This is a genomic window from Alteromonas alvinellae (assembly GCF_902705805.1).
Genome location: NZ_CACSIH010000110.1, coordinates 15,149 through 34,840, shown reverse-complemented (window position 1 = coordinate 34,840; position 19,692 = coordinate 15,149). Strand labels below are relative to the sequence as shown.

Below are 19,692 nucleotides of genomic sequence, written 5' to 3'. Positions count from 1 at the left end.
TGGGTAACGTTATGAAATTCGTTGTTCTAAGTTTGGTAGTGATGGGGAGTGCTTTAACGCCTGCAGTTGCTGCAGTCGACCCAACCAAACCTGCTCTGGTCAAAGGAATAAGTGCAAGCGAGAGTAATCTTGTTGATGGCGAGTTGGCGTTGCAGTCAATTTTCAAACGAAGCTCTGGGTACAGCGCAATTATCTCTGGCAAATCTTATCGAGAGGGTGACACGCTCAACGAGTTCACTGTGTCTAAAATTTACCCTAAACACGTGATTATAACTGACGGTCGTCAGCAGAAAATACTAAGAATGTATGCATATGAAATTAAAAAATAGCCTTATTTCTAACGCACTGGTCCTAGCTGCGGCGTTTGTTATCGCGGGTTGTCAAACCTATGGTGTTGGCGAGGAAGTTAAGCCTCATATTCGCGATGAACTCAACCGTTCTCAAAATGCGCCTGTCAGCAAACCCACGCCACCGCCACAGTTAAACCAAGAATTGCTGTCAGAAGTGGCTCGCTATCAGTCGCTACCAGCTCCTACGTCTCAGAAGATGTTTACGGTTTCTGCCAATAATGTGGACGTTCGTCCGTTCTTCGATGCGCTGGTAGAAGATACGCCTTATAGCGTGGCCGTACACCCAGCTGTGTCAGGGCAAATCAGCTTAACGCTTAAAGACGTAGCGCTTGATGACGTGCTTACGATTATTTCTAGAATGTATCCGCTGGATGTATTTTTAGAAGGTAAGGTCATCCAGGTTATGCCGTCTCAATTAAAGACAGAATCTATCCCGGTAAACTTCCTTATGATCAAGCGTTTTGGTGTATCGAATGTAAGCGTTATAGCGGGTGGGGTTAGCGAGCAAGATCAAAATAACGGCGGTAACAACGGCGGTATTAACGGTAACAACAATATCAGCGGCAACGCTCTGGGCGGTCAGGGTGGTTTTGGTGGCCAAGGTGGTCTTGGCGGTAACAATATACAGCAGCTCAATGGCTCAAACATTCAAACCACCAGTGAAAACGATTTTTGGAGTGACTTAAAAGAAGCGTTAAAAGTATTGGTTTCACCCACTGAAGGTCGTCAGGTTGTGGTTTCACCGCAGGCCGGGTTAGTGACGGTTCGAGCGCTGCCAAGCGAAATTGCCGTGGTTAAAGATTTCTTGAATCAGAGCCAAGAAAGCCTGCAACGCCAGGTAGTACTTGAGGCACGTATTATTGAGGTCACACTTAACGATGGCTATCAACAGGGTGTACGATGGGACCGTATAGCAAGCGGCTTAACAGGAAGCCTCAATTTTGGATTTAGCGGTGGGGCGCTTGCTTCTAATTTTGCCGCAAACACCGCAGCCGGTATAGACCCCGCTATTAATGCAGTAAATGCAATTGGCAATACTATCTCTACCGATATCGGGGGAGTATCAACGTTGCGCATATCCAGAGGCGACTTTGACGGCGTTATTAATATGCTGCAAACCCAGGGTGACGTACAAATGCTTAGTAACCCTCGTGTAACGGTTACTAACAACCAAAAAGCGGTGATTAAAGTAGGGCAAGACGAGTACTTCGTTACTGATGTTTCGACCAGTGAAGATCAGAGTGCGACCCAGACTGAAAATGAAAATGATATCGAGCTTACGCCGTTCTTCTCTGGTATTGCGCTGGATGTAACACCACAAATAGACAGAAGTGGTTCTGTGATCCTGCATGTTCACCCGTCTGTAACCGAAACAGCGGAACAGACAAAGGTTATCCAAGTTGGCGACCAGCAGATTTTGTTACCGCTTGCACAAAGTAATATTCGAGAGTCTGACACCGTGATCCGTGCCCGCGACGGTGAAATTGTGGTGATAGGCGGTTTAATGGAAACGGTTACTAGCGAACAAGAATCCAAAACTCCGTTATTAGGCGATATACCTATTATCGGTAATGCGTTTAAGAACAAGGCGAAAACCCAGAGCAAGCGCGAATTGGTTATTCTTATTCGCCCCTCTGTGGTACAGCCAGATACGTGGGAAAAGCAGCGCCTTCGCACTCAGTCTTTGCTTGATCAGTGGTATAGAAACTAATTATGTATCAGGGCTTTTATCACTTCACAGAAATGCCGTTTTTGCTCACGCCGAACACGGATTTCTTTTGTGCGCTGGCACCGCATAACGAAGCGTTAAAAGTCATTTTGTCTGCGCTAAGTATGTCTGAAGGCTTTATTAAAGTGACCGGTGAAGTAGGTACGGGCAAAACCCTGTTGTGCCGCAAACTGATAAACCACCTTTCCGATAAATTTGTCGCCTGTTACTTGCCTAACCCCTACCTAACGCCGGATGAACTTCGTATAGCATTTGCTAATGAATTAGGGATTGATATCAGTAACGATGTGGCGGCGCAGGGGTTACACAGCGCTATTGAGACCAAGCTGTTGGCGCTAAAAAAAGAGGGTCGGCAAGCGGTATTAATTATCGATGAAGCGCAATCATTAAGCTGGGATGCCCTTGAAATGCTGCGCTTGTTTAGCAATTTAGAAACAGAAAAAAGCAAGCTACTTCAAATTGTCCTGTTCGGGCAGCCCGAATTAGACGCTAACTTATCAAATCCAAAAGTTAGACAAATCCGTCAGCGCATTAGTTTTTCGTATACGCTGCGCACTATGACCTCGGCAGAAGTGGACTATTACATAGGGCACAGACTGACAACAGCCGGAGGCAGCGAGCAATTAATTCCTAAAGGTCTACGCGCTTTTATCGCATTAGTCACTCGAGGGACCCCACGGCTGGTCAACATTGTTTGCCACAAAATTCTTCTTCGAGCCTACGGTCAGGGTAAAAGCGCTGCGAGTTGGCAGCATACAATAAATGCAGTGTTCGACACTGATGACTGCAAGCGAAGGCTTGTTCCCCGACAAAGCATAGTTATTTTATCCATAGCTGCGGTTGCTGTCGCGAGTGCGCTGCACCTTTACGGAGCGCCGGGCTTATGAGCATTTTAAACGACACTTTGAAATCTCTGGATGAGCGAAATCAGACCGAAGATTTTGGCTTGCCGCCTACAGTTCACGTCGAAAATCGCTCGCTTTGGCCAAAAGCGCTCATTTCGCTCATTGTAATAGGGCTAGTTATTTGGCTGGTTTTGAGCGGTATGACTGAGACTGTGGATAGTAAGAGAGCTGATACTGTTACAAAAGGCGATGTACCGAATACAGCAGCAAGCTCAATGCAAAATGAGTTCATCACAACTAGCAGTGAAAGTACTTCCAAGCAAGATGTCGGTAGTGCCGAGCAACAGTTAGAAGGCATGAAGTCTACGCCGTTGTCTGAGCAAGATATGGCTTATCAAAATACGCCGTCAGATGTTGCCGAGATTGTATTTAATAGTATTGACGAGACTGCAATCGACGATGAGGCAGAATATCGGCAGCGTATGCAAACTGCTAACTCTTCAAGCTTAAACTCAAATACCAAGTCAAATGGAGGGGCAACTGCAGCCGAAACGACAATAGGTGAGACAAAAAAAGCAGGCTCGACAGAAGTGGCAGCCTTGCGCTCCACTCAAAAAAGTACACACACACAGACGGACAATAAGATAAGCGTAGAGGAAAATGACGACGCAAGCGCGTCAGAGTCAAGCAGCATAATCTCACGCCAGCCAGTGGTGGAAATCGCACCTAAATCACCTCAGCAGCAAAGCGCTATTCACTTGGAAGCGGGGCTAAAAGCCTATAATTTTGGCATTTTCGACGAAGCCCAGAAAAGCTTTACTCTTGCACTGTCTACCTATCCACAAAACATCGAGGCTCGCAAACAATTAGCCGCGCTTTATTTCGGGCAGAATAATAATCTACAAGCGTTACAGGTGCTTTCAGAAGGCGTTGTGATGTGGCCAGAGTCTCTGGTTTGGCGAGAATTAATGGCCAAGATTTTAGTGCAAGAAAACCGTTTCGAAGAAGCCCTAAACCTGATGCCAGATGGCTTAGATGTAAAGGCGTTGGCTGAAAAACGTATTGATTATCTTATTTTGAAGGGGACCTCTGCGCAAACCATCAACAAACCAGAGCAAGCAATCTCGGCGTTTAGCGCCATGACCTCATTACAACCGAACAACGCAAAGTGGTGGCTGGCACTCGGGGTTAATTACGATGCATTGGCAGACAAGCGCTTGGCCATTTCTTCTTATTCTAGAGCGCTTTCGATAGGCGGTCTCTCTTCTTCGTCATCGCAATATGCCACTTCACGCCTAAATGATTTACAGGAGCAACCTTAATGCGTCCTCGATTAAAGATGCGCCTCGGCGACTTATTGGTTCATGAAAATATTATCACCAGCGAGCAGCTTGATAATGCACTTTCGGCTCAGCGTTCATCTGGACGTAAACTAGGTGATACGCTTATTGACCTAGGGTTTATCAGTGAGCCTCAACTTCTGCGCTTCCTTGCGCAGCAGCTCAATATTCCGTTTTTGGACATAACACAGCGCCGAATAGATCCAGAGCAGGCGCAGCTTATCCCTGAAACCTATGCAAGACGCTATCGTGCTTTGGTGCTCGAAGCTGACGATGATGAAGTGTTGCTAGGAATGAGCGACCCAACAGACTTAGGCGGGCTAGACCAGCTAGGGCCGCTAGTGGCCCCTCGTAACATCGAACTGGCGATTGTGCAGGAAAACCAAATTCTTGAAGCTTTTGATACCGTGTATCGACGTACGCAAGACATTGCGTCGTTTGCGGAAAAGCTAGGTGAAGAATACGCAGACGAAGCAGACTTTGAGCTTTCTGCACTCGACGATACAACCTCTGATGCAACAGTGGTTAAGTTACTTCACTCTATATTTGAAGATGCTGTTCAGGTTCGAGCTTCTGATATACATATCGAGCCGGATGAAAATATCCTGCGAATCAGGCAGCGTGTAGACGGTGTATTGCAAGAAAACACGCTAAACCAGGTGAAAATAGCCTCGGCACTGGTGCTCAGACTAAAGCTTATGTCAGGTTTGGACATATCAGAAAAGCGTATTCCCCAAGATGGGCGTTTTAATATAAAAGTGAAAGGGCACACGCTTGATGTTCGTGTGTCTACTATGCCTGTTGCTAACGGTGAAGCGGTGGTTATGCGTTTATTAGACCAATCCGCAGGTCTTTTGACGTTAGACCAAACGGGTATGCCTGATGCAATGGCTGAAAAATTTCGCGCCGCCATAAACCGGCCCCACGGTATGATATTGGTAACCGGGCCTACGGGGTCAGGTAAAACCACCACGCTTTATGGCGCGCTAAGCGAACTTAATAAACCCGATTTAAAAATCATTACCGCTGAAGACCCTATCGAATATCGACTACCGCGTATTAACCAGGTGCAAGTGAATGCCAAAATAGGCCTCGATTTCGCTGCAATTTTGCGTACTACGTTACGTCAAGACCCAGACATTATCATGGTGGGGGAGATGCGCGACCAAGAAACCGTAGAGATAGGGCTCAGAGGCGCACTAACCGGTCACTTGGTACTAAGTACACTTCACACAAACGACTCGGTCACCAGTGCCATACGTCTTATCGATATGGGCGCAGCGCCCTACCTCGTTGCCACCTCACTACGTGGCGTTTTGGCTCAGCGTCTTGTACGTCGGGTTTGTGAAAACTGCAAAGAAGAGCGACCACCGAGTGCGCAAGAGCAGGCATGGGTAGGTTTCTTAAAACCAGAGCTAGCAAATGCAGCGTTTTATAAAGGGAGAGGTTGCAATAGCTGTAACCATACAGGTTACAAAGGGCGTATCGGTGTTTTTGAGTTCTTGGAAATGAACGAAGACATGATGGAAGCGCTGCGAGATAACGATACGCAGGGGTTTGTTAACGCGACAAAGGCCAACAAAGACTTTGTTCCACTTTCTCATATGGCTCTTGATTATGCAGCTGAAGGCAAAACCTCATTAGATGAGGTCTTCAAAGTCGCCGAGTTTGTTCCTGAGGTGGTGAATCACTAATGCCTCAGTTTACTTATGCAGGTAAATCGACTCAAGGCGGCCCTCAAAAAGGGGTTATTGAGGCAGCGTCAGCACAAGCCGCTGCGCAGGCACTACTGTCTAAAAACATCGTACCGACTTCTATACAAGAGACTAAAAAGGCAAGTGGCGAGAAAGCTAATGATGGCTTTGCCATAGGGAGTCTCTTTGAGCCTAAAGTGGGACTGGATGAAATGATCATCTTTTCTCGCCAAATGTACTCGTTGTTAAAAGCCGGTATTCCTATTATTCGTGCAATAAGAGGATTAAGCGAAAATGCTTCACACAAGCGCTTTCAAGAAATTTTAAAAGATATCGCTGACCAGCTTGAGCAGGGTAGAAGCCTGTCTTCCGCCATGACCAAGTACGAAAAAATCTTTACCCGCTTGACTATCTCAGTCGTTGTTGTGGGAGAGAATACCGGTAAATTAGACGATGTTTTCTTGCAACTGGCGCTTTATTTTGAGCGTGAACAAGAAACGCGAAAGCGCATTAAATCGGCATTGCGATACCCCACGTTTGTCCTAATAGCGCTCGCTATTGCCATGTTTATTTTAAACCTTTTCGTTGTGCCCGTTTTTACTCAAATGTTTGAGCGTTTCGACACAGAACTACCCATCATGACTCGCGTGCTAATAGGCACGTCAAATTTCTTTGTTAACTATTGGTGGTTAATCTTAATCGTATTAATTGGAATAATTTTTTCGGCTAAACAATACGTTAATTCGACTAATGGACGACTTAAATGGGACAAATTTAAACTAAAGTTGCCTGTTGTGGGCAGTATTATTGAGCGATCATTACTTTCAAGATATAGCCGAAGTTTTTCTATGATCTTGCGCGCAGGTGTGCCGTTAACCGCGGGCTTATCGTTAACCGCAGATGCCGTAGATAACGCTCATATGCAGATGCGCATTAAAGAAATGCGTCAGGGCATAGAAAAAGGCGAGAGTTTGCTGAGAGTTTCGAAAAATAGTGAACTGTTTTCTACACTTGTACTACAGATGATAGCTGTGGGTGAGGAAACCGGTAGATTGGAGCCGCTTTTGGAAGAAAGCGCAGACTATTACGAACGTGAAGTTGATTTCGACCTTAAGAGCCTAACGGCCAAAATTGAGCCTATTTTGATAGGTTTTGTAGCGGTAATGGTATTAATACTGGCGCTCGGCATCTTTACACCAATGTGGAACATGATGTCGGCGGTAAAAGGCGGGTAAGGGTTTCGCGCCATTTTAATGGGGTAAAACGTGGCTAGCACTAAAGCAGGGTTATTTAACTTTATTGTGATTGGTTTGCTGCTTGCCGTTGTGGCTGCTACGTATGTTTATCACGCAACGCCGATAATAGAAGAAGCTGAAAAAGTTAACAAAGAAAACGCAGTGGCTCAGTTTCAACGGGTTGTTATGTTGGCTAGGGCACAGTGGATAAAGACCAAGCAGTCAAAAGTTTTGATATACGAAATTGACTTTGATGCCAGTGGCGGCATAAGGCAAAAACAGCAAAAAGCAGTAGCCGCGGAGCTATTCGTAAACGCAAAAGGTTGGCCTGAAGGGCTTGAAGCGAACCAAGGCAATGCGTGTGAATATTTGTTCACGTTAGCGACATTAAGAGAATTTGATATGTCGTCTAACGTATCGGTAAGCGATAAATACGTAAATGGATATTTGCAATGTGCATTTTCTATCCAAAACAAGGTTTGGTTTGACTACAACGCGGGTAGCGGTGTGGTAAGAGAAAGAAAAAGTTAACTAAGCGTCGGAGTTATGCGCTTACTTTGTAATCTAGGAGAAGGTATGAACACGAGACAGCAAGGCTTTACGCTTATAGAGCTTATCATTGTTGTAATTATTTTGGGCTTGCTTGCGGCTACTGCGCTGCCGCGTTTTATCGATGTTACTGACGAAGCTCGCGAAGCCAGTGTTGAAGGTGTTGCCGGTGGTTTTGCTGCCGCAGTTGGACTTGTAAGGGCGCAGTGGGAAGTGGAAGGCCGCCCAAGTGGTAACAACGGTGGTGCTAACAGCACACTGGTTACCTACGACCAAACGCCGGTTGGCGTAGACGGTACCATTGGTTACCCCACGGGCAGCCCAACGGGAAATACGCTCATTTCATCGGTTAACAATGTCGAATGTAAGAACACGTTCGACCTAATTCTACAGTCAGCGCCAACCAACACCACATCAACAAACGATACGGTTGTTGCTGACTTCAGATACGCGGTACGTTTAGATGACTCCGGCGCAAATACGCTTTGTGTTTACTACCTAGTTGAATCTATGGGGTTGCCTAATAGTTCAGCTCCAGCAGACGGCACACCTGACGGTACCACATACGACGGTTTTACTTATAACCCAGCCACTGGCCAAGTTACTGTTTTTTAACTAATACTCAGGAAGTTTGATTATGCAAAAAGTATCAACACAACAGGGTTTTACCCTAATCGAGTTAATCATTGTTATTGTATTGCTGGGTATCCTAGCGGTAACCGCAGCACCTAAGTTTTTGAACCTTCAAGATGATGCACGTGACTCTGTATTGGAAGGTATTGCAGGTTCTCTGGAGTCTGCTTCATCCATTATTTATGGTAAGGCATTAGTTCAAGATCAAGCTGGCGCAACTGGTACAGTAGTGCTGAATTCCACAACTTCTGTAACAACGGTTTTTGGATACCCAAATGCTGAAGTTGCAGCGAATATCACCAATGTCGTTGACTATGATACGACTGAGTATGCAACGGCTCTGATTACTGCTGACCCAGATTCTATTCTTGTATATTACACTGGATTTGGGGATTATTTGAACACACCTCCAACGGCAACAACGGCTAGTTGTACGGTAGTGTATACAAACTCGACAGCCGCAGGCGAACGTCCTGAAATCACAGTCAACACTTGCGTCCAGTAATGTGAAGAAAAACGGTTTTACACTAGTAGAACTTATTATAACCATATTGGTTATTGGGGTGCTGGCGGTAACCGCCGCCCCTCGCTTTCTTGGCAGCGACACCGAAGAAGCCATTGCGCTTCGCGACAGAACCCTTCAGCTTGTGCGCAATATGCAACTTCGCGCCATGCAAAACGTTCAAGACACCAGTTGTGTAAAAATAACCAATACAGTTATTGCTCCCCCCGCCGGCCACAACTGCGCAAACCCTCTTTCCACTGCTTTTGATGCCGATCAGGTTGTCAACGCATCTAACACTGACTTTACTTTTCAAACTGCGGATGAAAACGGCGATAGCTTTTCGCAAATTCGGTTTGACGGATTCGGTAGACCAACCAATATAGTTTGCTCAACTAACTGCAAAATTCAAATAAGTACCTTTGCTATGTGTTTGCAAAGCGAAGGGGCAATTTATGCGTGCTAGCGCAATGTTGCCTAACTTCAGAAAACGCAGTGAAGGCTTTACTTTATTAGAGCTAGTAATTGGTATTGTTGTCTTCACTATAAGCTTAACGATAGTGCTGTCGCTTATTGTGCCTCAAGCTGAACAAACGGCTGAGCCATTTCGCCAAGTAAAAGCTGCTAAGTTAGGTCAGTCGTTAATGAATGATATCTTAAGTCGTTCGTTTGACGAAAACAGCGACCGAAGCCCACCTTTTGAAACCTGTAATACCAAAGGAAATTGCTCAACAACCCTTGGTCCTGAAGAGGCGAGTGAAGACGACTATGACGATGTTGACGACTACAACGGCTACGTAGTAGGTAATGTAGGTGGAAACTATAACAATTTTGGTTTTGCGGTAACGGTAGATTACGACAGTGACTTAGATGACAGTACGCCAACTGATGGGCAAACTTTCAAGCGTATTGATATAGCCGTTACCGCTCCAGACGGCCAAGTCTACAATTTTAGCGCTTATCGAGGGAGCTATTAATGTCCCTACCAAAAGCACAGTGCCAGCGCGGTTTTACACTTATAGAGCTTATTTTGGTGATCACTATTTTAGGTGTAATTAGCGTATCTGTGGCGCAAGTGATTTCGTTAAGTGCACAAATCTATATAACCGGCGCGGAGCGTACTCGTCTTGTTTCAGATGCGCGGTTTATCATTTTGCGACTGGAAAAGGAACTGCGTAATGTGGTGCCAAACTCTGTTTCATATGACGCAAGTTTAGGGTGCCTTTCTTATTACCCGATCAAAGAAAGTGGAACCTATGTGGGCGACGCGTTTAATAATCCCATGCATGTAGTCGTGTTCAATAGTCAGTTGAGCGTGAATGATACTCTTGTTATCTACCCGACAAATCCGCAGAGCGTGAATGATAACGGGCGAACAATAGACGCTATTGCTGATGCCGCTTCCGAGCCGACTAGTGATAATCAGTATGATCTCACACTCAGTGCCCCTAATACACAATCTTCCCCAGGGAAACGCTTCTTTGTTCCTGAAGCGCAAGTCACCGTGTGTAGAACCTCAACAGCACAAGGAGAGCGCTTGATTAGAACACAGGGTGCTACATCCGGCGTGCTTGGAACAAACGTAACATCGTGGAGCGCGAATGTCGTCACCGCGGGTTTACGCCAAAATGGCTTAATTGAGCTACGAATGACGTTAGAAAGCAGTGATGACGAACAAATATCGGTTGTACATGAGGTGCATTTTCCTAATGTGCCATAGCAAAACACGCCAATTAAACGTTAATCGCAGCGACAAGCGTACAGTTGGATTACGTGGCTCTCTTGTTCGTCAAAAAGGCTCTACAACGATTGTTGCGATCATTATAAGCATTGTTCTTTTAGGGCTAGGTATAGCTTTATCCAACCAAATTTCATCTAACATACGGCAGCAATCCATTGAATATTACGGTGCTCGAGCTTATTTAGCTGCCCAAAGCGGAATGGAAGTCGCTATTTCTAGACTCATTAACGGTAATAACCCCGCGTGTGCCGTAATTACTCAACCAGTAACTATAGATGCTGCTAATGTGCAGAATTGTGTAATTACGCTATCTTGTGAGGTGGAGACCGAGGTCGAGGAGCCTGAAGTTGCCGCTGGTGAAATCAGGGTTTATGCGTTAGGGGCCGAAGCGCAGTGCAGCACTGGCCAACTCGAAACCTCAAAACGCGTTCTTGTTGAAGTGAGGCAGGAAGAATAATGATTTACCGTAAATCTCTGGTTCGACTCTTTTGGACTTTTTTGCTGTCCATTTCAGCGCTACCCGCGCTGGCAGTTCCCCAAATCGAAGGTCGATTTATCGAACTTCAAAACACCTATAACAAAGCAGAGTGGACAACCATCAGTTTTTCGCAAGTGTACGACGAGCCGCCCGCAGTATTTATGCTTTCAACTAATCAGGGGAGTAACCCTGCTATAGTCAAGATTCGCAACGTCACTAGAACAGGTTTTGAAGCGCTACCACTCGAACCCTCTGGCGAGGATGGCCCCCACATCACTATGGGGGGGCATTACCTGGCTATCGCCTACGGCATTCACGAATTTCCTGACGGCGATATCGTTGAGGTAGGGAAAATGCAGCTAGATGCTACTACTATTCAAGCTTCTACCAATTCGCCTTGGTATATTCCAACGGGGCCATTGGTTCCGGGTACTGAAAATGCGCGATATGCAGAAGTTCCGTTACAAACAGATTTTGGTGAACAGCCGGTTTTCTTTCACTCTATTCAAACCGTGAATAACCAAGTAGACGTAAACGGGAAAAAGCCTCCTAATGAGTATTTACTGCCATTTTTAACTATTGCCGCTAAGTATGAAGCGCCCTCATACTATATCGCCTTGGAAGCGTCAGAAACCGATTATGAGCCGGTAACACGCACAGAAACGGTTGCTTACATGGCCACTACAGAAGGGTTTGATCGCAGGTTCTTTGACGATAAAGGTGTAGAAGTGGTCTGGGAGGCAGACTTTGCAGATGTATTTATTCAGGGGTGGAGTGATGGCTGTTTCCGCAACAATTTTAAGAACAATTATTCTCAAACGCCACTTGTTGCTGCAAGTAAGATTAGTCGCAACGGCCAAGACGGTGGCTGGTTACGTAGCTGCCAAGTAAACAAAAACAGATTAGGGCTTCGCGTTGATGAAGACCGAAGTTTAGACTCGGAGCGTAATCACGCCGAAGAAGAGGCAAGCATTCTGGCTATGACATCAGAGTTTGTGTTCAGTGGTGAGGTGCCAAGCTGTGACGTGGTATTTCCTGGCGCGGTAGCAGCATTTGGCGGCTCGGCCATTAACCTTCCTGCAAATAGCCGCATTATTGATGAAAACGGCGGCGTTTTAAGTGCAACGCAATTAATAGCTGGGGGAACAAAAGGCACAGCGGATTATCCTAAATGTGGAGAGCCAGGTGTCGACTGTACAGTGAATAACACAGACTCATTGACTGAGTCACAAGCCAGAGCAATACCTAGTATTACCGTTGATGACAGCGGCCCCGAAATAACCGCCGGTAATTTAGCGGGGAATTACTACTTCAACAGGCAGAATGTGCTGATGGCAGCGGGCAACTATAACGTCGTAGCCCCTACACGCATCTATATTTCCGACCCTGGCACTAATCCCGTAGGACAACCAACCCGCTTCGTTATGGCAAATGTCAACGTTACCGTTTCTGATGGTGCTTACCTAGCGATTTATGTAGACGGTGACGTAGTTATTGATGGTTCTAACCCCAAAGCGCTAGTTATTGCTAAAGGCACGGTGACGTTTGCTAATGTTAGTGATGAAACCCTTGTTGGGCGATTCAATGCCGGCGGAGGGATCGAATCTATTTCTTCAACAACGGCAGGTATTCCCGCTCCTCTTAAAGTAACCGCGAACGAAGTACCGAATAATATACCCGGCATATGTGGTCGCGAGGTTATCGAAGTACTCAATCACTATCGCTATGAATTAGCTGATAATAAAGGCAGTAGCTGTGCGGCTAAACAAATAACACTAAAAGCATGCGCAGATGTGGATTGCGATCTCATTTATTCTCAACCTTCAACGGTTAATCTCTCTCCTCAAAATAACGCCAATTTCCAGTGGAGCGGAAACGATGTCGTCTCTTTTACGGGACAAATTTCGTTAGCGCTAGACAGCCTGAAAGGAAACGATACAAAGCTTGCAACGCTAGGAGAAACACCATCATCTCAGCTTCGCTGCTTTATTGGCGGAAAAGAAGTAGGTATTGAAGGATGTAAGATTGATTTTGTAGATGATGGTTTAGTGTTTAAGAATCTTACCGACAATAACGCGACCATCGTAACCCAACTATCAGGCAAACCATCTGATCAAGGTTTTAACAGTAAAACTTATGCTGTCGAGGCCTGCGGCAATACGGAACTCTTAAAAAACAAAATTGTGGATGTGGACCTTAACTACAGCTGTGCAAGCGCTAGCAATTGCTTGAACAAGCTGGCCTTTTCTAATGATAGCAACACGTATCAACTGGGGTTGTCAGCTGAAACATTCGCGCTACAGTTCGATGCAAACGCTCGCGCTGAGTTTACGTTGCAGTATCCTGATGCAGGTGAATTGTCGCTCACAGGAGCAATTACTGACAGGACGGCAATATCAGGGTCTTCAAATATCTTCACGGTTCGCCCTTTCGGTTTTGCAATGGATATTTTAAATGACAGTGGCACTAGTACCAATCCCAACGGGTATGCGACTAACGCGAGTGGATCACTGCTGAAGCGCACGGGTGAAAACTTTGTACTAGGTCTTCGTACTGTGCAGTGGGTTGATGGCGAAGATAGTAATAATGATGGTGTACCAGATAATTTCGCTGACTTAGCCAATAACAACACAGCCGAACACTATTCAGGTAGTGTCATCTTAACGCCTCAACAAACCTTACCCGTAGGGGGGGCAATAGGGTCTTTAAGCACCACCAGTGTAAACTTTGATAACGAAGGTAAAGTTAACTTGGCCGTGAATTATGATGAAGTGGGTGTCATTTCTATTGCAGCTCAAAGTACATACTTGAACAACACCTCGGTATTGGGCCAAGTCGATAACGTGGGAAGGTTTGCGCCCTCTAACTTTTCACTAACCGGAAATGTAGTTGCGGCATGTACTGCCAGTGGTGGGTTTAACTATTTTGACCAACCGATTAATGAGGTTAGCTTTACTCTTACTGCCCTTAATCAAAATGGCAGCCGCACTGTGAACTACTATGGTGGCTTCGACAAACTAACAAGCCTTGGTTTACAGGTTGAGCACGACGGGAGTTTGTTAGACCGTTTAGAAAATACAAACACGATCTCATGGCCTCAAAGCGGAGCTACAGGTCAAATTTCCTTTTCTGACAATGATATAGCATTTAGCCGCTTGGGTGGCACAGCACTCGACGGAGCATATATGGACGCATCTATTGCACTAGTGGCTGATAGTGGACAAATTGAGAGCGCAAACTTTAATGGGCTTTCTTGCACGGGTTTCTGTGTTGACGATTTTGGTGATGCGATCAGCTTCGCCTACGGCCGAGCTACGTTAATTAACAACTATGGCGGTGCAGATGAAGCCTTATTGCTTCCCCTTCGTACTCAATACTGGGATGGTCAAACGTGGCGCATAAACACGTACGATAGCTGCACAGACTTTGCTCACGCTAATATAAATGATGTCTCAGGCGAGCTAGTTTCTTCTGAAGACGGAACCCTAAGTGAAGGTGCGTACGTCACCGGCGAAGGTATGCGCTTATCATCGCCAAATGGGGCGGGTAATTATCCGTTAACTTATACCCCCGAAGCATGGTTGCTGTGGGATTGGGATGAAGATGGTGAAGCCGACAACCCGCCTAGTGCCACGCTAACCTATGGTGTTTATAGAGGAAACGACAACATCATTTACAAGCGGGAACAAATCAATAACTAGTAAGGCAGTTTGACGGTTTTATTCACGACATTGCAGGTAGAGCAAGCAGTAGCGTTCTCATTGTAAAAAGGTGTGAATATTTAGCTAATTGTTTTTGAACCTTCTAATGTTTACGGGGTCATTAATGGTTCTAATGTAGGAATCAAATGATTAGCGCGTATATGTTATGCCTATATGGGGCTGACGCTAATTTTGCTTGTTATTAAAGTAGTTATTTTGGCCCTAAGTGACACCATTACTTGCCCAAAATTGCCCCCATTGTTAAAGTGTGCGGATAAATATCGACTTCACGTTAAAGCGTCGCCATCTCACCTTTGCAAATACGCGTTAACACAGGAACAGGAATAAACACTTCATGTTTAAAAAGCTTCGAGGCATGTTCTCTAACGATCTGTCCATCGACCTCGGAACAGCTAACACGCTGATTTATGTAAAAGACCAAGGTATTGTTCTAAACGAGCCCTCAGTAGTAGCTATTCGTCAAGAACGCGCTGCAGGCCCTAAAAGTGTTGCCGCAGTGGGTGCAGAAGCTAAGCGAATGCTTGGTCGTACGCCGGGTAACATTCGCGCCATCCGTCCAATGAAAGATGGTGTTATTGCCGACTTCTACGTGACTGAAAAAATGCTTCAGCACTTTATTAAACAAGTGCATGACAATAACTTCTTGCGCCCTAGTCCTCGTGTACTGGTATGTGTGCCGTGTGGTTCAACCCAAGTAGAGCGCCGTGCAATCAAAGAGTCAGCGCTTGGCGCTGGTGCACGAGAAGTATTTCTTATTGATGAACCTATGGCTGCGGCCATCGGTGCGGGCTTGCCGGTATCTGAAGCGCAAGGTTCTATGGTAGTAGATATTGGTGGTGGTACCACTGAAGTTGCTATCATCTCACTAAACGGCGTGGTTTATTCATCTTCTGTGCGTATTGGTGGTGATAAGTTCGATGAAGCTATCATTAACTATATTCGCCGTAATTTCGGTTCACTTATAGGTGAAGCGACAGCCGAACGTATCAAGCATGAAATTGGTGCTGCATATCCGGGCGAAGAAGTACGCGAAATTGAAGTGCGCGGTCGTAACCTTGCTGAAGGTGTACCTCGCGGGTTTACGCTAAACTCAAATGAAATACTTGAAGCCCTTCAAGAGCCGCTAACAGGTATCGTTTCTGCTGTAATGGTGGCACTAGAACAGTCGCCGCCAGAACTCGCTTCTGATATCTCTGAACGCGGTATGGTGCTCACCGGCGGTGGTGCACTTCTAAAAGACCTAGATAGGCTACTCATGGAAGAAACAGGAATACCAGTAGTTATTGCTGATGATCCGTTAACCTGTGTAGCACGCGGCGGTGGTAAGGCTTTCGACATGATTGACCTTCACGGTGGCGACCTGTTTAGCTACGAATAAACAGGAAAGGCAACCGTAAGGTTGCCTTATTTGTATCATGGATACTATTTTTACTCGCGGTCCTTCTTTAAATATCAGACTTACGCTGGCCCTTGTGCTGTCGGTCACTCTGATATTTGTAGATCACAAGATGGATGGCTTTAAATCGACGCGAGTGTACCTCAACTCTTTAATGAGCCCGCTGCAGTATATTGCTAATCTTCCTGGATTGATGCTTAGTGAGAGTGCCCAGCGCCTTACCTCTCAAGAACAGTTACTGGCGGAAAATCAAAAGCTGAATAACCAGCTGTTGCTTATGAGCGAAAAGCTTCAGCAGTTTGAGGTTATCGCCAAAGAAAATGCGCAGCTTCGCGAACTGCTGCAAGCCCCCGTGCGCCTAGCGTCTAAGAAAATGGTTGCTGAACTGATGGCGGTAGATAAAAACCCATATAGCCAGCAGGTTGTTATCAATAAAGGGGCCATTGATGGGGTTTATCTATCTCAGCCAGTTATTGATGACAATGGCGTTGTGGGCCAAGTTATGGAAGTAGGCTCTACCAATAGTCGCGTACTTCTTATTGCTGATGTTACGCACGCCATTCCAGTTCGTTCGTTGCGTAACGATATTCGCTTTATTGCCACTGGCAGCGGCGCATTAAATGAATTATACCTTGAGCATGTACCGCACAGCGTAGATATTCAAGAAGGCGATACGCTTATTTCATCGGGCCTGGGTAAGGTTTTCCCAGAGGGCTATCCCGTCGCCACCGTTAAGCAGGTAGTGAGAGATGAAAGTCGCCCTTTTGCACGTGTCATTGCTACGCCGTTAGCTAATTTAGACAGGCTTCGACATTTGTTGCTTTTATGGGACGCCGAAGGTGAGCCTGAATCAGACACTAATGAAAAGGCAAGCAAGCCAGATGTAAACGAGGAAGAATCTTCAGATGCGTAAACGTAACCTCGTTATATGGATTAGTCTGTTAGTTGCTCTGGTACTGCAAATTGTTCCACTGCCCACTCAAGTTGATGTGTACCGCCCTGACTGGGTGCTGGTTGTATTAGCATATTGGAGCATGGCGTTGCCCCACAGAGTGAATGTGGGTGTAGCCTTCTTAACGGGCGTAGCCATGGATGTATTGGTAGGCACAACCTTAGGTATTCATAGCCTTGGGTTGAGTATATGCGTATACGTTTTAGCAGCTAACTACCAGCGGTTGCGTAATTATTCTGTATGGCAGCAAGCCATTATTATCGGTCTACTATCGGCGCTATATCACTTACTTACATTTTGGGTGCAGCATCTACTGACTGATATTTATTTCCAAGTCGATTACCTGTGGCCAGTGATAACGTCAATGGTGTTGTGGCCGTGGGTATTTTGGCTGCTTCGACGCACGCGCAGACAGTTTTCAATTTCGTAACCCGAACACGTTCTCGATTAAACCAAAGGTAAGCCAATGACAAAATCGGTAGTGTTAGCGTCAGCCTCTCCACGACGCACCGCTTTGCTCAAGCAAATGAACATAGCCCATACAATACAGCCTGCCGATATTGACGAGTCGCCCCGTGACAACGAGCCACCGATGGAGCTTGTCGCAAGGCTAGCCAGTGAAAAAGCCCAAGCGGTGAAGGCATACCTTGAGGATCAGCAGGCAATGACCGACGACAAGGTTATTCTGGCCAGCGACACGCTAATATCGTTTAACGGACAAAGTGTTGGCAAGCCAGAAGATAAAGCAGATTCTAAGCGCATTCTCACTATGCTTTCTGGTAAAACTCATGACGTCCTTACCGCTATTTGTGTGCTTGATAACGCTCAGCAACAGACTCAAGTAATTACCACATCTGTGACTTTTGCAGCATTGACGGATGAGCAAATTGACGCATACTGGGAAACAGGAGAACCTGCCGACAAAGCAGGGAGTTACGCTATTCAAGGTATTGGTGGTGAGTTTGTAGTTTCCATTAACGGCAGTGCAAGTGCCGTAATAGGCCTACCACTGTACGAAACCCGCCAATTACTTAATGCATTTGGAGTTGTGTCGTGAGTGCTGAACTGCTTATTAACGTTACCCCGTCAGAGTCACGGGTGGCGCTTATTGAAAACGGAATACTGCAAGAAATTCACGTAGAGCGTCATACCAAACGCGGTTTGGTTGGCAATATCTATCGCGGTAAAGTTAGCCGTGTATTACCGGGAATGCAGGCAGCATTTGTTGATATCGGTTTAGAAAAGGCCGCCTTCTTACATGCATCTGACATTGTCATTCACAATGAAATTGCTGAAGAAGTCTCGGCAAGCCATATTCAAAAGCAAGACATTCGCGAGTTGGTGCGAGACGGTCAAGATATAGTAGTTCAGGTGGTAAAAGATCCCATCGGTACCAAAGGCGCACGCCTTACCACAGACATTACTATCCCCAGCCGTTATCTTGTATTTATGCCTTCGGTAACTCACGTAGGCGTATCTCAACGCATTGAAGAAGAAGCAGAAAGAGAGCGCTTGAAGTCGCTGGTGCAAGAGTTTTGTGATGAAAACGGTGGCTTCATTCTGCGCACTGCGGCTGAAGGCGTGGGCAAAAACGAACTGCAGTCCGACGCAGCATTTTTGCGAAGGCTGTGGGATAAAATTCAGTCGCGTATGAAAAAGCGTAAGTCGAACGTGCTTTATGAAGACTTACCGCTAGCACGACGAGTGCTACGCGACTTTGTTGGTACAGAGCTCGACAGAATTCGTATCGACTCGAAACTATCATTCAACGAACTTCACCAGTTCACCAAAGAGTACGTGCCTGAAATGAACGGCAAGCTCGAATACTACCCGGGTGATAGACCTATTTTTGATTTATACGATGTGGAAAATGAGGCGCAGCGAGCCTTGGAACGCCGTGTCGATTTAAAATCTGGCGGCTACTTGATCATTGATCAGACCGAAGCGATGACCACAATCGATATTAATACGGGCGCTTTTGTTGGCCACCGGAACTTAGAAGAAACGATTTTTAACACCAATATTGAGGCGACGCAGGCCATTGCCCGTCAGTTAAGATTGCGCAATTTGGGCGGGATGATCCTTATCGACTTCATCGATATGATTGAACCAGACCACAAACGACGTGTCTTACACTCATTAGAGGTGGCGACGAACAAGGACAGAGCCAAGATAAATATTCACGGTTTTACTGGGCTAGGGCTAATTGAAATGACCCGTAAGCGCACCCGTGAAAGCATTGAGCATATATTGTGCGGAGAATGCCCGGTGTGTAAAGGGCGAGGCACGGTAAAAACCATTGAAACCATTTGCTTTGAAATTATGCGTGAAATTGTACGGGTGAATCGCGCCTACGACGCAGACAAGTTTGTGGTTTACGCTTCACCTAAAGTGGCAGAAGCCTTAATGGGTGAAGAGTCTCATATGCTGGCAGAACTGGAAGTATTTGTGTCTAAACAAATCAAGGTTCAAACAGAAACATTGTACAATCAGGATAAGTACGACGTCGTCATGATGTAATGCATT

At 45.9% G+C, this 19,692-nt stretch carries 19 protein-coding genes; all 19 read left to right on the top strand.

Going from position 1 to position 19,692, the window contains the following annotated elements; translation table 11 throughout:
* The first annotated feature begins 11 nt into the window (after positions 1-11).
* The 19 genes from ACX5KA_RS07230 to rng all read left to right on the top strand — a co-directional run bounded on the left by ACX5KA_RS07230 (position 12) and on the right by rng (position 19,686).
* Positions 12-329, top strand: coding sequence for an agglutinin biogenesis protein MshK (locus ACX5KA_RS07230; protein ID WP_240485725.1), 318 nt, complete (start codon positions 12-14; stop codon positions 327-329).
* A complete protein-coding gene (mshL, locus tag ACX5KA_RS07225) occupies positions 313-2,061 on the top strand; it encodes a pilus (MSHA type) biogenesis protein MshL (protein WP_458730771.1) in 1,749 nt (582 codons plus the stop codon). The genes ACX5KA_RS07230 and mshL overlap by 17 nt, the downstream gene beginning before the upstream one ends.
* A gap of 2 nt (positions 2,062-2,063) precedes the next feature.
* Positions 2,064-2,966, top strand: a complete 903-nt coding sequence (locus ACX5KA_RS07220; RefSeq protein WP_458730770.1) for an ExeA family protein — start codon at positions 2,064-2,066, stop codon at positions 2,964-2,966.
* Positions 2,963-4,246: a tetratricopeptide repeat protein gene (locus ACX5KA_RS07215; protein ID WP_458730769.1), complete on the top strand. Its 1,284-nt coding sequence runs from the start codon at positions 2,963-2,965 to the stop codon at positions 4,244-4,246. The genes ACX5KA_RS07220 and ACX5KA_RS07215 overlap by 4 nt, the downstream gene beginning before the upstream one ends.
* Entirely contained in the window at positions 4,246-5,958 is a 1,713-nt protein-coding gene (locus ACX5KA_RS07210; protein ID WP_458730768.1) for a GspE/PulE family protein, read from the top strand. Before ACX5KA_RS07215 ends, ACX5KA_RS07210 begins: the two co-directional genes overlap by 1 nt.
* Positions 5,958-7,193: a type II secretion system F family protein gene (locus ACX5KA_RS07205; RefSeq protein WP_039217340.1), complete on the top strand. Its 1,236-nt coding sequence runs from the start codon at positions 5,958-5,960 to the stop codon at positions 7,191-7,193. The genes ACX5KA_RS07210 and ACX5KA_RS07205 overlap by 1 nt, the downstream gene beginning before the upstream one ends.
* 30 nt (positions 7,194-7,223) lie before the next feature.
* Positions 7,224-7,724 carry a hypothetical protein gene (locus ACX5KA_RS07200; RefSeq protein ID WP_039217337.1) on the top strand — a complete coding sequence of 167 codons (501 nt, stop codon included), beginning with the start codon at positions 7,224-7,226 and terminating at the stop codon, positions 7,722-7,724.
* A gap of 45 nt (positions 7,725-7,769) precedes the next feature.
* On the top strand, positions 7,770-8,357 hold the full coding sequence (locus ACX5KA_RS07195) for a prepilin-type N-terminal cleavage/methylation domain-containing protein (protein ID WP_039217333.1): 588 nt from the start codon (positions 7,770-7,772) through the stop codon (positions 8,355-8,357).
* Between the two features lie 22 nt (positions 8,358-8,379).
* Entirely contained in the window at positions 8,380-8,880 is a 501-nt protein-coding gene (locus ACX5KA_RS07190; RefSeq protein ID WP_039217331.1) for a prepilin-type N-terminal cleavage/methylation domain-containing protein, read from the top strand.
* A 1-nt stretch (position 8,881) separates the two neighbouring features.
* Positions 8,882-9,343 carry a type II secretion system protein gene (locus ACX5KA_RS07185; protein WP_458730767.1) on the top strand — a complete coding sequence of 154 codons (462 nt, stop codon included), beginning with the start codon at positions 8,882-8,884 and terminating at the stop codon, positions 9,341-9,343.
* Complete coding sequence (locus ACX5KA_RS07180) at positions 9,333-9,854, top strand: prepilin-type N-terminal cleavage/methylation domain-containing protein (protein WP_458730766.1); 522 nt, start codon at positions 9,333-9,335, stop codon at positions 9,852-9,854. The genes ACX5KA_RS07185 and ACX5KA_RS07180 overlap by 11 nt, the downstream gene beginning before the upstream one ends.
* On the top strand, positions 9,854-10,597 hold the full coding sequence (locus ACX5KA_RS07175) for a PulJ/GspJ family protein (protein ID WP_039217322.1): 744 nt from the start codon (positions 9,854-9,856) through the stop codon (positions 10,595-10,597). The genes ACX5KA_RS07180 and ACX5KA_RS07175 overlap by 1 nt, the downstream gene beginning before the upstream one ends.
* Positions 10,587-11,075, top strand: a complete 489-nt coding sequence (locus ACX5KA_RS07170; protein ID WP_039217319.1) for a hypothetical protein — start codon at positions 10,587-10,589, stop codon at positions 11,073-11,075. Before ACX5KA_RS07175 ends, ACX5KA_RS07170 begins: the two co-directional genes overlap by 11 nt.
* Complete coding sequence (locus ACX5KA_RS07165) at positions 11,075-14,797, top strand: DUF6701 domain-containing protein (RefSeq protein ID WP_458730765.1); 3,723 nt, start codon at positions 11,075-11,077, stop codon at positions 14,795-14,797. The genes ACX5KA_RS07170 and ACX5KA_RS07165 overlap by 1 nt, the downstream gene beginning before the upstream one ends.
* 355 nt (positions 14,798-15,152) lie before the next feature.
* Positions 15,153-16,196, top strand: a complete 1,044-nt coding sequence (locus ACX5KA_RS07160) for a rod shape-determining protein (RefSeq protein WP_012516782.1) — start codon at positions 15,153-15,155, stop codon at positions 16,194-16,196.
* Positions 16,197-16,233: 37 nt separating this feature from the next.
* The gene (mreC, locus tag ACX5KA_RS07155) at positions 16,234-17,127 is read left to right on the top strand and encodes a rod shape-determining protein MreC (RefSeq protein ID WP_458730764.1); all 894 of its coding nucleotides are present in this window, start codon (positions 16,234-16,236) and stop codon (positions 17,125-17,127) included.
* The gene (gene mreD / locus ACX5KA_RS07150) at positions 17,120-17,596 is read left to right on the top strand and encodes a rod shape-determining protein MreD (RefSeq protein WP_014978011.1); all 477 of its coding nucleotides are present in this window, start codon (positions 17,120-17,122) and stop codon (positions 17,594-17,596) included. The genes mreC and mreD overlap by 8 nt, the downstream gene beginning before the upstream one ends.
* 36 nt (positions 17,597-17,632) lie before the next feature.
* Positions 17,633-18,223 (top strand): Maf family protein, encoded by a 591-nt coding sequence (locus ACX5KA_RS07145; RefSeq protein WP_039236916.1) that lies wholly within the window; start codon positions 17,633-17,635, stop codon positions 18,221-18,223.
* Positions 18,220-19,686, top strand: a complete 1,467-nt coding sequence (gene rng, locus ACX5KA_RS07140) for a ribonuclease G (protein ID WP_458730763.1) — start codon at positions 18,220-18,222, stop codon at positions 19,684-19,686. Before ACX5KA_RS07145 ends, rng begins: the two co-directional genes overlap by 4 nt.
* Positions 19,687-19,692: the final 6 nt, after the last annotated feature.